Source organism: Prevotella pectinovora, from assembly GCF_041323955.1.
GTDB classification, from domain to species: domain Bacteria; phylum Bacteroidota; class Bacteroidia; order Bacteroidales; family Bacteroidaceae; genus Prevotella; species Prevotella pectinovora.
On the sequence record NZ_JBGLIV010000001.1, the window covers coordinates 1575301 to 1588019 of the forward strand.

Here is a 12719-nt window from a genome sequence, read left to right on the forward strand (position 1 = left end):
TCTTAGCAAAGAGTTTGAATGTATAACACTAAATCTATAACTAATAAAGGAATATTGTATGAACGATAAAGAATTAATGCTCAGAGCCATAAGACTGTCTGAAGAGAGCGTGAAAAGCGGCGGCGGACCGTTCGGTGCGGTAATAGCACGCAACGGCGAAGTCGTGGCAGAGGCTTCCAACTGTGTCACTATAGACTGCGACCCTACCGCCCATGCTGAGGTGTCGGCAATCCGCAAGGCGGCAAAGGCTATCGGTTCATTCGACCTGGGAGGCTGCTCGATATACACTTCGTGTGAACCGTGTCCGATGTGTCTGGGTGCTATATACTGGGCACATCTCGACAAGATTTTCTATGCCAACGACCGCAAGGACGCTGCTGCAATAGGTTTCGACGACGACTTCATATACAAGGAACTGGAACTGTCGCCGGACCACCGCAACAAGCCATCGGAAATCATCATGCAGGAAGAGGCGAAAAAGGCTTTCCGCATGTGGGCGGAGAAGACAGACAAGACTGAATACTAACCCAAACCGGTCATCAGAACAGAATACACAGAAATGTCCTGATGACCGATTCGTTTTATCACAAGCCTCAACTGAGCCACAAATAGTATATTGCCGCAAGCACCGCTGCCAGCACAACGAATATGGCGGTCTTTATCAGGCAGCCTGTGATTTTCTTCACAAGCAGGAACACCACGATAAAGGCTACTATACAGAATATGTAATATCCGAAATTTTCCATCTTTTCTTGAGTTTAATGATTAATCGAGCCCAATATAAAAGGGGACTGAGCAATGAAGCTTACCGATTGGCCTACTTGAACAGATGTCTGAACGCCGCCGGAATCATCGTCTCGAACTCCATCGCCTGACGGGTAACGGGATGATAGAAGCAGAGCATATAGGCATGAAGACAAAGGCGATGTATAGGGTCGTCGCCATTGCCGTATTTTATGTCGCCACATACCGGATGTCCCATATCGGCAGAGTGTACACGAATCTGGTTTTTCCTCCCTGTCTCCAATTTGTATTCCACAAGACTATGCTCCGTGGTGCGGTCGAGCACCCGGTAATGGGTGATGGCATATTTTCCGCCATTGTCCACCGGTGACGAATATGTCACGTATGCCTTGTTGTCCTTCAGCCAGTTTTCTATCGTTCCCTCATCATTCTCCATCTCTCCACTCACCACGGCAACGTAGCGTCGGTCAAAAACTATGTCATGCCAGTTGTGCTCCAGAATCTGCTCCGTCTCCATGTCCTTGGCATAAATCATGAGTCCGCTGGTGTCGCGGTCAAGACGGTGTACGACATGTGCCGTGCAGCGCTGGCGGGTCTTCTTGAAATAGTCGTCGAGCACGGCTTTCACGTTGAGCGACTTGTGACCAGCCGCCATCGACAGGATGCCGATGTCCTTCTCTATCACCACGAGATACTGGTCCTCGTAGACAATCTTAACATAACGGCTCTTGAGCTTGTCGTTGTTTCGTTTCGTCTTGCTCACTTCTATCTTGGTGCCGGCAGCAACGGGATAGTCAAACTGTGTCACAGTCTTGCCATTAACCTTGATGCCACGGCCTTGAAGCGTGGCTTTGATCTTAGAACGGCTCTCCTTCACGTTGTTGAGGAGGAAGTTGAGCAACGTATCGTCTTGCTCCACTTGATAGTGGGCGTAATCATTGATGTTTCTGTTATATGTATGTCTCATATTGTCGTCTGAAAGAAATTTCGGGATGCAAATATATGAAAAAATCAGATACTTTTGCATCAATAATGCCAAAAGTCATTGATATTATGGCAACGAGGCGTGTTTTTTTGCCATCATCGCCCCGGCAGAGATTACCGCAGGCGGTGAAGGGATTGCTATGTCGGATAAACCAGCCCAACAATTACGGCGACAAAAATATATCCCTGAATTTTCCCCCACGGCGTGGGGAACGGTTCCCCCCAATGTGGGGTTTCATTCCCCACGTCAGGGGGAGATTTCGAAGTAATGCTTATCGTGATGGCTTTTCGATGGAAATTGATTCGTCTGGCCCCTTCTTTTCCACTCGTCAGCCCGTAAAATATCCACAAAAATTTACTTTTATTTCTCAATATCAATAATTTGCAGTAACTTTGCAGCCGATTTTGCCGTATTGGGCAAAATTCGATGCCAAGGACCAAAAGGTATGCTTCGGGAATGTCTCTGGCAGAAAAGAAAGATAACAATAAGAAAGTACTATATAATAAGGTAGAAGAAAGAAAATGATTACAGTAACCAATCTCGCTATCCAATTCGGAAAGAGAGTACTCTACAAGGATGTCAATATCAAATTCACCAATGGGAACATTTATGGTGTGATCGGTGCAAACGGCGCAGGAAAGTCTACACTGCTCAAGGCTATCAGCGGAGAACTGGAGCCTAACAAGGGAACAGTGGAACTGGGACCGGGCGAGCGTCTCTCCGTGCTCGATCAGGACCACTTCAAATATGACGCATACAGCGTGATGGACACGGTGCTGATGGGACACGAGCCTCTGTGGAACAACATGAAGGAGCGTGAGGCACTCTACGCAAAACCGGAAATGACAGAAGAGGATGGTAACCGCGCTGCCGACCTGGAGCTGAAATTCGCCGAGATGGACGGATGGAACGCTGAAAGCGACGCTGCACAGATGCTCTCTAACCTCGGCATCAAGGAGCACATGCACCAGAAGATGATGAGCGAGCTGTCAAACAACGAGAAGGTGCGCGTGATGCTTGCAAAGGCTTTGTTCGGACACCCCGACAACCTGTTGCTCGACGAGCCTACCAACGACTTGGACCTCGACACCGTGCAGTGGCTTGAGGAATATCTGAGCAATGTGGAGCAGACAGTTCTCGTAGTGAGCCACGACCGTCACTTCCTCGACGCCGTCAGCACACAGACAGTGGACATCGACTTCGGAAAGGTTACCGTATTCTCAGGAAACTACTCTTTCTGGTATGAGAGTTCACAGCTCGCCCTGCGCCAGGCTCAGAACCAGCGTCAGAAGGCTGAAGAGAAGCGCAAGGAACTGGAGGAATTCATCCGCCGTTTCTCTGCCAACGTGGCAAAGAGCAAGCAGACGACGAGCCGCAAGAAGATGCTCGAGAAGCTGAACGTTGAGGAAATCAGACCGTCATCACGCAAATATCCTGGAATCATATTCCAGATGGAGCGCGAACCGGGCAACCAGATTCTGGAAGTGGAAGGACTGAAGGCCGTGGACAACGACGGCACAGTGCTCTTCGACAACGTGAGCTTCAACATCGAAAAGGGACAGAAGGTGGTGTTCCTGAGCCACAACCCTAAGGCTATGACTGCCCTCTTCGAAATCATAAACGGCAACCGCGAGGCGCAGGCCGGCACATTCAAATGGGGTATAACCATCACCACAGCATATCTGCCTCTCGACAACACGGAGTTCTTCCAGAGCGACATGAACCTCGTGGACTGGCTCAGCCAGTATGGTCCGGGCAACGAAGTGGTGATGAAGGGCTTCCTCGGCAGAATGCTCTTCAGCGGCGAAGAAGTGCTGAAGAAGGTGAACGTATTGAGCGGAGGCGAGAAAATGCGCTGTATGATAGCAAGAATGCAGCTGAAGAACGCCAACTGCCTCATCCTCGACACTCCTACCAACCACCTCGACCTCGAGAGCATTCAGGCTTTCAACAACAACCTCGTAGGATTCAAGGGCAACATCCTCTTCAGCAGCCATGACCACGAGTTCATACAGACCGTGGCAGACCGCATTATAGAGCTGACTCCAAACGGAACAATCGACAAGCTCATGCAGTATGACGACTACATCTACGACGAGCAGCTGAAAGAGCAGCGCGCCAAGATGTATGAATAAGAATCCCGCCGTGTAGACGAGGCTGAAATCAGAACCTTTATCAATAATCCGGATAAGGGAAGCTGATTTTTCAGAACAAGCAGAATATCCAAATTCCATTTATGGCAGAACCTTGCCCCTGTTGGCAAGGTTTTTGCTGATTAAAGGGAAAAAGCAAAACATTATGAGCAAAGAAAAAGATATAAAGAAAGAAACGGAAGAGATGGAAACCTCCAAGGCAAAGCAGGCTGAGAATGCCGCCAAGGAGAATGCCGGAAAAGACAATACCGAAAAGGAAGCCGAAAAGAAAGAGGAGAAAGACCCGCTGGAGGCTGCCAAAGAGGAGATTGCTGATCTCAAGGACAAATATCTGAGAAGCGTGGCTGAATTTGACAACTACCGCAAACGCACTATGAAGGAGAAGGCAGAGTTGCTGCTCAACGGTGCCGAGAAGACGGTGGCGGCAATACTTCCTGTGCTCGACGATATGGAGCGCGCTCTTGCCAGCGCCGAGAAGACAGACGATGCCGAGGCTCTGAAAGAAGGAATGAAACTGATATTCCAGAAATTCGAGAAGGTGCTTGGCGGACTTGGCGTGAACAAGATAGAGACAAAGGATGCTGACTTCGATACCGACCTGCACGAGGCTATCGCCATGGTGCCTGGCATGGGAGACGAGAAGAAGGGCAAGGTGCTCGACTGCGTGCTGACAGGATATAAACTCAACGACAAGGTGATAAGACACGCCAAAGTGGCAGTGGGACAATAAGGTAAAGACAGAATATGGCAAACAAGAGAGACTACTACGAGGTGCTTGGCGTAAGCAAAGACGCATCCGAGGACGAGATAAAGAAAGCTTACAGAAAAATCGCCATCAAATATCACCCTGACCGCAACCCTGGCGACAAGGTGGCTGAAGAGAAATTCAAAGAGGCTGCAGAGGCTTACGACGTATTGCACGACCCTCAGAAAAGACAGCAATACGACCAGTTCGGCTTCGATGGTCCGATGGGCGGCGGAGCCGGAGGTTTCGGCGGCGGATTCGGCGGCGGATTCAGCATGGACGACATATTCTCGATGTTCGGTGACGTGTTCGGAGGCCATGGCGGCGGTTTCGGAGGCGGATTCGGTAGCGGATTCGGCGGACGCGGTGGCGGTCGCCCGGCACAGCACAGAGGTGCTGACCTGCGACTGAAGGTTAGAATGACACTCGCCGAGATTTCAACCGGCGTGACAAAGAAATTCAAGGTGAAGAAAGACGTCACCTGCTCATGCTGCGGTGGTAGCGGAGCCGAAAAGGGCAGCAGCAAGGAAACCTGTCCGACATGTCACGGCAGCGGAGTGGTGACACGCACCACACAGAGTCTCTTCGGCATGATGCAGACACAGAGTGTATGTCCTACCTGTCAGGGCGAGGGCATGATAATCAAGAACAAGTGTAAGGCTTGTGGCGGCACCGGAGTGACAAAGGGTGAAGAGGTTGTCGAGATAAAGATACCTGCCGGAGTGGCCGGTGGCATGGTGGTAAACGTGCCGGGAAAAGGCAACGCTGGAATACACAACGGTGTGGCCGGCAACATTCAGGTGCTCATAGAGGAAGAACCGAGCGACACCTTCATCCGCGAAGAAAAGGACCTCATCTACAACCTGCTCCTTGACTTCCCTACGGCAGCTCTCGGCGGACAGGTTGAGGTGCCTACCATCAGCGGCGGCAAAGTGAAGATAAAGATTGAACCGGGCACGCAGCCTGGCAAGACGCTCCGACTCAGGGGCAAGGGACTGCCGGCGATACAAGGCTACGGACATAGCACCGGAGACCTCGTGGTACACATCAGCGTGTATGTTCCAAAGACTTTGACAAAGGAGGAGAAGACAGAGCTCGAAGAGATGCAGAAGAGCGACAACTTCAAGGGTGACACTACGACAAAGCAGACCATCTTCCAGAAATTCAGAAGTTATTTCAGCTGACCGTAGCGACATCTGACACATAAACACTGATAATAGAACAGACTGCAATATAGTCTGACAAGCAACAATGGCGGAGTGTCTTTCATTCCGCCATTGTTGTTTGTATATTGTCATCATAGATGTTAAAACAGTCATAATATATGTTGTTTTAGATAATATATGTTGTTTTAGGCATCGCGTCTTTTGTGCTAAACAGGCAAATCATTAACTTTGCATCCTGATAACTATAAACATAGATAACCATAACAATAATTATACAAACAAATCATGAACTCTGCAGATCTTTTTCTCTGGATTCTCGACAATCTGAGCTATTGGGTAGTGACACTATTCATGGCAATCGAAAGCTCGTTCATCCCATTCCCATCAGAAGTAGTAGTGCCGCCGGCAGCATGGAAGGCGATGGACCCTGACAGCAACATGACATTCATACTGGTGATCGTCTTCGCAACCATCGGTGCAGACATCGGTGCGCTCGTGAACTATTACCTCGCCAAATGGCTCGGCAGACCGATAATATACAAATTTGCCGACAGCAGAATAGGACACATGTGTCTCATCGACCGCCAGTCGGTGGAAAAGGCAGAGGAGTTCTTCCGCAAACACGGAGCCACCTCCACATTCTTCGGACGACTCGTTCCTGCCGTGAGACAGCTCATCAGCATCCCTGCCGGACTGTCTGGCATGCATGTGGGCAGATTCCTCACCTTCACCACTCTCGGTGCCGGCGCGTGGAATACCGTGCTCGCCATGATAGGATGGGCGATATACAAATACACCGACTACAAGACTACACAGGACGTGTATCAGCAGGCGTTGAAATACAGTCATGAGATTGGCTACGTACTTCTCGCTCTCGCCGTAGTAGTGGTAGCATTCCTTGCATACAAAGGATTGAAAAAGAAAAAATGAGAAAATGATGAATTACGAGGAAACGATACAATATCTTTATGACAGCGTGCCGATGTTCCAGAAGGTCGGTGCGTCGGCATACAAAGAGGGTCTTTACAACACCGAGGAGCTGGACAGGCATTTCGGTCATCCACACAGGAAATTCAAGAGCATCCACGTGGCAGGAACAAACGGTAAAGGCTCCTGCTCCCACACCATCGCCGCAATTCTCCAGGCTGAAGGCTACAAGGTGGGACTATACACATCACCGCATCTCGTGGACTTCAGAGAGAGGATAAGGATCAACGGCAAATGCGTCAGCGAGGAATATGTAATCGACTTCGTGGAAAAGGAGAGGGAGTTTTTCGAACCTCTTCATCCGAGCTTCTTCGAACTCACCACTGCCCTCGCTTTCAAATACTTCGCAGAAGAGGCTGTTGACTATGCCGTGATAGAAGTGGGACTGGGTGGCAGACTCGACTGCACCAACATCATATCTCCGGAACTGGCGATAATAACGAACATCAGTTTCGACCACACACAGTTTCTTGGCGACACTCTCGCAAAGATAGCCACGGAGAAAGCCGGAGTGATAAAACCAGAGACTCCCGTAATAATCGGCGAATACACGGAGGAGACGCGCCCAGTGTTTGAATCTAAGGCAATGCAGGAGAATGCTCCAATCACATTCGCACAAGACGACAAGGAGATTCTGACTGCCACTCCAAACTCAGGACAAGGCTTCGACTACGAGACAAAAGACTTCGGCAGACTGCATGGTGAACTGGGAGGCTACTATCAGGAGCGCAACGCCAATACCGTGCTCTGCGCCTGTCGACAGCTCATCAGCATGGGGATAATAAAAGACCAGGACTGCATCAAGAAGGGTTTTGCCAATGTGACAGAAACCACTGGCCTACGCGGACGCTGGGAGAGGATACAGACAAGCCCTACCGTGATTTGCGACACGGGGCACAACGTGGCTGGCTGGCAATATCTGAGCGAACAGATAAAGAAGCAACCTTGCAAGCAATTGAGAATGGTATTCGGTATGGTGGACGACAAAGACATCGACAGGGTTTGCGAACTGCTGCCAAAGAACGCCATATATTATTTCACACAGGCATCTACCCACAGGGCAATACCTGTAGAGAAGGTAAAAGAGGATGGCGAGAAACATCAGTTGCGAGGCAACTCCTACCCTACTGTTGCTGCAGCCTACACCGCCGCTCTCAAGGATGCCGACAAGGATGATTTCATCTTCGTCGGCGGCAGCAGCTATGTGGTGGCGGATTTCCTGACGGATTTCTGAAAAGCAAGCTTACAAGCAGACAAAGAAACAAATTGACGAGTAGACGTGGAATACTATTTCATGATAATTCCCCGTCTGCTCGTTTTTCTTTTTTACTCTTTCCCTTCACCTCGTAAACAGCCATGTCAACCTGTCAACTTGACATTATCCCAATTATCCCAAGCGGATCTAACCATCGGAAATGAAAGGATAGTAAGGTAATGTAATGTCACTGATTTACAGTCTATTAGAAATCCACAAGGCTGCTGACGGCAAGACAGAATACATTGACCATATCCAAGTCAAGACCAAGGACAGAGTAACCATCCCATTGTCGGAAGAAACAAAGAAGTGGATGCCTAAAAGAGAAATGGGGAAGTCATACTTCTTCCCTTTTGTTGATAAATTGCCGTCAGGCTGTATTCAAAAAACGCCTGTGTTCAAATAAATCTGCAAGACTTATCTGGACACAGGCTTTTTCATGTTCAATTTAATCTTTGATATAGATGACAACAGGAGTAATATACGCTCGTGTCTCCAGTATTGGTGACAGACAGAGCACGGAAAGACAGGTCAAGGACTTGTCGGAATTACTAAAAGTACAATCATCGCAATAATACTATTGATTTTACGTTCCTTTCAAAGAAAGGGGTTGTGCAATAGTGGCTTAAAGGCTAAAAGCACTACCTTTGTACGCAATATAACAACACTACGTTTAAGGTCACAATTTGTGATCTCAAAAATAAAGATAGAAATATGGCAAACAACATAGATAAAAAAGAACCGGTCGCAAATTGCGACCAGTCCAAAATAGATGTTACAAAATGCGACAACCATGAACTCGCAGGTAATATCGAACCTCTAATAAAAGTAATTAGAGGGCAACAAGTTATGCTTGATAAAGATTTAGCAATGCTATATGGGGTAGAAGTTAAAGTTCTGAATCAGGCTGTTAAACGCAATGTTGAACGCTTCCCTAATGATTTTCGGTTTCAATTGACAAAGGAAGAATGTTTAAGGTCACAAATTGTGACCTTAAACGGAAAACAAGGTCAACACCTCAAATATATGCCGTATGCTTTTACTGAACAAGGCGTGGCAATGCTTAGTAGTGTTCTCCGTTCACAAACAGCCATTGAGGTCAATATTCAGATTATGCGAGCCTTTGTTTCCATGCGCCACTTCATGGTGAATAATGCTTCTATGTTCAGCCGCTTAGAAACAATAGAATATCACCAGCTGGAAATTTTACAGCACCAACAAGATACAGATAAACACTTGCAAGAATCCGACAAGCGTATAGACGAGGTGTTTCGCAGATTGGACGAGGGTAATGCAAAGCCGAAGCAAGGTGTGTTCTACAATGGGCAAGTTTATGATGCCTATACTTTCGTGTCCGACTTGATTAAGAGTGCAAAAAGACGTATCATTCTTATCGACAACTATGTTGACGAGACTGTACTGACATTGCTCGATAAAAGAGATAATAACGTGTCTGCAATCATCTACACTCAGCAGATAAGCCGTCTGTTCCAACTCGACATAGACCGTCATAATGCTCAATATGCACCGATTGATGTTGAAACATTCCGTTTGTCACATGACCGCTTCCTTTGTATAGACGATGATGTGTATCATATAGGAGCATCCATAAAGGACTTGGGCAAAAAGTGGTTTGGTTTCTCCAAGATGGAGATACTTACACCAGACGAATTGGTGGAAAGGATTAATAGAGAGTAAGACGCCTCTATATGTAAAGCAAAATATAATATGAGAAACTTGTGGATATTTCATAAGAACAAAAACTTAAAATAATGATTATGACAATTAGAAGAATAAGCATAACATTTGTGGCATTATTATTTGCTACAATTTCATTTGGACAAGTAAAAAGCATTGACGAGAGAATAGGCGAGGCTATGAATGGCAGTAATTGGGCCGAACTTAGATCTTTGTATATGTCTGATGGTAAAAACTTGCAGACACCATTTCTAAAACCGCTCTCCAGATTCTTTATAAGTCAATTTTATAATGAACCGGACAGCGCTATCAAGTATGGCAAAGAAATTTTGGAGAAGTATCAAGATGAACTAAATTCATCTGTACCTTCAATTATGTATTTCATGGCAGAAGATTATGCAACATTGGGACACTACGATAAGGCTTCCGCATTATTACACAGTCTGAACGAGGCATACCGCAAGGGTGGACAAACTGTAAATCCTGTATTTGAAGCCTATGAGGACATTTATTCTAAGCTTTCGAAATGCGGCACGTTTTCTGTGGAGAGGCCAGACTATAACGTGAGTGTGCCCTTGTTAACACATACAGGTAACCGCAAAAATCCAGAAATGATGTTTGTTATGGCTAATATCAATGGAAAAAAAGTGAAATGCAATTACGATTCAGGGGCAGGTATAAATATAATGACTACTAAGTTTGCCGAGCATATAAAGGCAACTGTCATACAGACCAAGAACATACAGATGTTGGGTATGTCTTATGCTGATAGCAAAGGCTTAGTAGTGGTGGACTCCCTAAAACTTGGTGATTTAGTTTATCGAAATGTCCCATTTTTTGTTGTCGATATGAGAACTGACAATCCGTTAGCAAACAAAAAGTTGGAGGAGCTTGGATACGAATGCGTTATAGGCAACCAGACAATGATGCCATTGGGTGAGATTTGTTTCGATTTTGACAGAATGCAGCTTGTAATCCCAGCCTCGTACACACCAAGACCTGCATATGCTCCCAATTTCTATCGTTCACCTCAGCGCCTTTTCCATTTGCCATTAACAGATGGTCGTTCAGGGAAAAAGATTGATGCAATAGTTGACACTGGCGCATCAGGAACCATCCTGACAAATCGCTATTATAAAAAGAACGAAAACTGTTTTACTGGTAGAACGGCAACTGATTCATTGCGCACGGCAGGTGTCGGTGGTGTCAATGTTGTAAAAACGATACCTGTGTCATGGACATTTACCCTTGCTGGCGAACAATATACCGAGACAAACATTCCAGTAGTAACATCTTCAGAACAGAATGAGGAATATGATTGCAGAATCGGTTTACCAACGTTAATGGCACATAGGAAATTTATTATCAACTTCAAGAATATGTGGATGAGATTTGAGGATTAGTAGAAATATTTAACACCACCAGTAACCACCCAAACGGTCATTAGGCCATTTAATGTAATATTTTACAACTGCTTGCAGTCTTTTGCTTTTTATAAGGCGTCTTTTGCTTGTTTTTAATTCGCAAGAGCTCGCTATTACTCATTAAAAACCAAACAAAATCCACTCTTCTAAAAATCAAAATCCAAGCAAGCCCTAACGACCGATTTGGGTTAAAAGCCAAACAAAATCCACTCTCCTAAAAGGACAAAATCCAAGCAAACCCTAATGACCGATATGGGATTATGGCCAACCTCTGAATCCACATTAGTGGAAATTAACACTTATTGCTTTTGATTTATTGTTTTTCTTTTGCTCGTTTCATTATTTTTCTTTTACTTTGCAGTAAATAGAATACTAACTAATAACATTTGATTATGAACACAAACGAAGCACCTAATCTATGTGGTTTGAAGAGAGAGGATTTTCAAACCACAGTAAACGGAAAGAAAACTGATTTATATATTCTCAAGAACAAGAATGGCAATGAGGTGGCGCTGACAAACTATGGCGGTGCGCTGGTAGCCATAATGGTTCCTGACAAAGACGGCAACTATGCCAACGTCATTCAAGGACACGACAACATACAGGACGTGATAAACAGTCCGGAGCCATATCTCTCCACACTCATCGGCCGCTACGGAAACCGTATCTGCAAAGGACGTTTCCAACTCGGTGGAAAGGTATACCAGTTGCCTATCAACGACGGTGAGAACTCGCTTCACGGCGGTAACGAGGGATTCAACAAGAAGGTGTGGGACGCTCTGAGGATGAACGACGAGACGGTGGTTCTCAACTACGTGTCGAGCTACGGTGAAGAGGGATTCTCAGGTGAGGTGAAAGTTACCGTTACATACACCTTCAACGATGACAACGAACTGATCATCGACTATATGGCAACGACAAACAAGAAGACCGTAATCTGTCTGACAAACCACGGATTCTTCAGTCTTGCTGGAATAGCCAACCCAACTCCGGACGTATACAACGTGGAATGCGAGATCAACGCCGACTTCTATCTGCCAATCGATGGCAACAGCATCCCTACTGGCGAGATACGCTTCGTGGAGGGCACACCGTTCGACTTCCGCACACCGAAAGCCATCGGCGAGCGCATCGACTCCGACAACGAGCAGTTGCGCAACGGCAGCGGATACGACCACAACTACGTGCTGAACAAGAAGGAAGAGGGCGAACTGAGCTTCGCAGCCCGACTGACGGAGCCAAAGAGCGGCAGAACAATGGAGATGTATACCACAGAGCCGGGAATGCAACTCTATACCGGCAACTTCGAGACCGGCATCAGCGGACAGCATGGCGCTACGTTCCCACGCCGCAGTGCGGTATGCCTGGAAGCACAACACTTCCCAGATTCGCCAAACCGTCCTTACTTCCCGTCTGTAGTGCTACGTCCGGGAGAGCAGTACAAGCAGACCACAATATACAAATTCGGAGTAAAGAAATGACAATCTGCTGACATACAGACTTATCAACAAGCATTAAATGACAATCAGCAGACAAACAGACTAACTAATAAATATTATCAC

13 protein-coding genes and 1 pseudogene are annotated in these 12719 nt (G+C 46.7%); 12 read left to right on the forward strand and 2 right to left on the reverse strand.

The window, feature by feature from the left end; translation table 11 throughout:
* Positions 1-58 precede the first annotated feature (58 nt).
* Positions 59-526, forward strand: coding sequence for a nucleoside deaminase (locus ACDC99_RS06225; protein ID WP_022315913.1), 468 nt, complete (start codon positions 59-61; stop codon positions 524-526).
* Positions 527-593: 67 nt separating this feature from the next.
* Here ACDC99_RS06225 and ACDC99_RS06230 read toward each other — a convergent pair whose 3' ends face one another.
* Together ACDC99_RS06230 and ACDC99_RS06235 are read right to left on the reverse strand one after the other, a co-directional pair.
* Positions 594-746, reverse strand: coding sequence for a hypothetical protein (locus ACDC99_RS06230; protein ID WP_022315912.1), 153 nt, complete (start codon positions 744-746; stop codon positions 594-596).
* Positions 747-817: 71 nt separating this feature from the next.
* A complete protein-coding gene (locus ACDC99_RS06235) occupies positions 818-1711 on the reverse strand; it encodes an RluA family pseudouridine synthase (RefSeq protein ID WP_370756221.1) in 894 nt (297 codons plus the stop codon).
* Between the two features lie 35 nt (positions 1712-1746).
* Between ACDC99_RS06235 and ACDC99_RS06240 the strand changes: the two genes are divergently transcribed.
* The 11 genes and pseudogenes from ACDC99_RS06240 to ACDC99_RS06290 all read left to right on the forward strand — a co-directional run bounded on the left by ACDC99_RS06240 (position 1747) and on the right by ACDC99_RS06290 (position 12638).
* A complete protein-coding gene (locus ACDC99_RS06240; RefSeq protein ID WP_370756223.1) occupies positions 1747-2109 on the forward strand; it encodes a hypothetical protein in 363 nt (120 codons plus the stop codon).
* 141 nt (positions 2110-2250) lie between these two features.
* Positions 2251-3864, forward strand: coding sequence for an ABC-F family ATP-binding cassette domain-containing protein (locus ACDC99_RS06245; protein ID WP_022315910.1), 1614 nt, complete (start codon positions 2251-2253; stop codon positions 3862-3864).
* A 163-nt stretch (positions 3865-4027) separates the two neighbouring features.
* Positions 4028-4612 (forward strand): nucleotide exchange factor GrpE, encoded by a 585-nt coding sequence (locus ACDC99_RS06250; RefSeq protein WP_022315909.1) that lies wholly within the window; start codon positions 4028-4030, stop codon positions 4610-4612.
* A 14-nt stretch (positions 4613-4626) separates the two neighbouring features.
* Positions 4627-5811 carry a molecular chaperone DnaJ gene (dnaJ, locus tag ACDC99_RS06255; RefSeq protein WP_370756225.1) on the forward strand — a complete coding sequence of 395 codons (1185 nt, stop codon included), beginning with the start codon at positions 4627-4629 and terminating at the stop codon, positions 5809-5811.
* Positions 5812-6078: 267 nt separating this feature from the next.
* Complete coding sequence (locus ACDC99_RS06260) at positions 6079-6723, forward strand: DedA family protein (protein ID WP_022315907.1); 645 nt, start codon at positions 6079-6081, stop codon at positions 6721-6723.
* 7 nt (positions 6724-6730) lie between these two features.
* Positions 6731-8014, forward strand: a complete 1284-nt coding sequence (locus tag ACDC99_RS06265) for a bifunctional folylpolyglutamate synthase/dihydrofolate synthase (protein ID WP_288745478.1) — start codon at positions 6731-6733, stop codon at positions 8012-8014.
* Positions 8015-8219: 205 nt separating this feature from the next.
* The gene (locus tag ACDC99_RS06270) at positions 8220-8441 is read left to right on the forward strand and encodes a site-specific integrase (protein ID WP_022315905.1); all 222 of its coding nucleotides are present in this window, start codon (positions 8220-8222) and stop codon (positions 8439-8441) included.
* Between the two features lie 58 nt (positions 8442-8499).
* A pseudogene (locus tag ACDC99_RS06275) lies at positions 8500-8592 on the forward strand (recombinase family protein); the annotation flags it as partial.
* Positions 8593-8749: 157 nt separating this feature from the next.
* Complete coding sequence (locus ACDC99_RS06280) at positions 8750-9733, forward strand: ORF6N domain-containing protein (protein ID WP_370756227.1); 984 nt, start codon at positions 8750-8752, stop codon at positions 9731-9733.
* Positions 9734-9813: 80 nt separating this feature from the next.
* Positions 9814-11136 (forward strand): pepsin/retropepsin-like aspartic protease family protein, encoded by a 1323-nt coding sequence (locus ACDC99_RS06285; RefSeq protein WP_370756229.1) that lies wholly within the window; start codon positions 9814-9816, stop codon positions 11134-11136.
* A gap of 413 nt (positions 11137-11549) precedes the next feature.
* A complete protein-coding gene (locus ACDC99_RS06290) occupies positions 11550-12638 on the forward strand; it encodes an aldose epimerase family protein (RefSeq protein WP_044079970.1) in 1089 nt (362 codons plus the stop codon).
* The last annotated feature ends 81 nt before the right edge of the window (positions 12639-12719 follow it).

Excerpts from the sequence above, each read along its gene's own strand:
- ACDC99_RS06265 (WP_288745478.1), top strand. The coding sequence starts at position 6,731 with ATGAATTACGAGGAAACGATACAATATCTTTATGACAGCGTGCCGATG.
- ACDC99_RS06235 (WP_370756221.1), bottom strand. The coding sequence starts at position 1,711 with ATGAGACATACATATAACAGAAACATCAATGATTACGCCCACTATCAA.
- ACDC99_RS06280 (WP_370756227.1), top strand. The coding sequence starts at position 8,750 with ATGGCAAACAACATAGATAAAAAAGAACCGGTCGCAAATTGCGACCAG.
- ACDC99_RS06285 (WP_370756229.1), top strand. The coding sequence starts at position 9,814 with ATGACAATTAGAAGAATAAGCATAACATTTGTGGCATTATTATTTGCT.
- ACDC99_RS06290 (WP_044079970.1), top strand. The coding sequence starts at position 11,550 with ATGAACACAAACGAAGCACCTAATCTATGTGGTTTGAAGAGAGAGGAT.
- ACDC99_RS06230 (WP_022315912.1), bottom strand. The coding sequence starts at position 746 with ATGGAAAATTTCGGATATTACATATTCTGTATAGTAGCCTTTATCGTG.
- ACDC99_RS06240 (WP_370756223.1), top strand. The coding sequence starts at position 1,747 with ATGAAAAAATCAGATACTTTTGCATCAATAATGCCAAAAGTCATTGAT.
- ACDC99_RS06270 (WP_022315905.1), top strand. The coding sequence starts at position 8,220 with ATGTCACTGATTTACAGTCTATTAGAAATCCACAAGGCTGCTGACGGC.
- ACDC99_RS06225 (WP_022315913.1), top strand. The coding sequence starts at position 59 with ATGAACGATAAAGAATTAATGCTCAGAGCCATAAGACTGTCTGAAGAG.
- ACDC99_RS06260 (WP_022315907.1), top strand. The coding sequence starts at position 6,079 with ATGAACTCTGCAGATCTTTTTCTCTGGATTCTCGACAATCTGAGCTAT.
- ACDC99_RS06245 (WP_022315910.1), top strand. The coding sequence starts at position 2,251 with ATGATTACAGTAACCAATCTCGCTATCCAATTCGGAAAGAGAGTACTC.
- dnaJ (WP_370756225.1), top strand. The coding sequence starts at position 4,627 with ATGGCAAACAAGAGAGACTACTACGAGGTGCTTGGCGTAAGCAAAGAC.
- ACDC99_RS06250 (WP_022315909.1), top strand. The coding sequence starts at position 4,028 with ATGAGCAAAGAAAAAGATATAAAGAAAGAAACGGAAGAGATGGAAACC.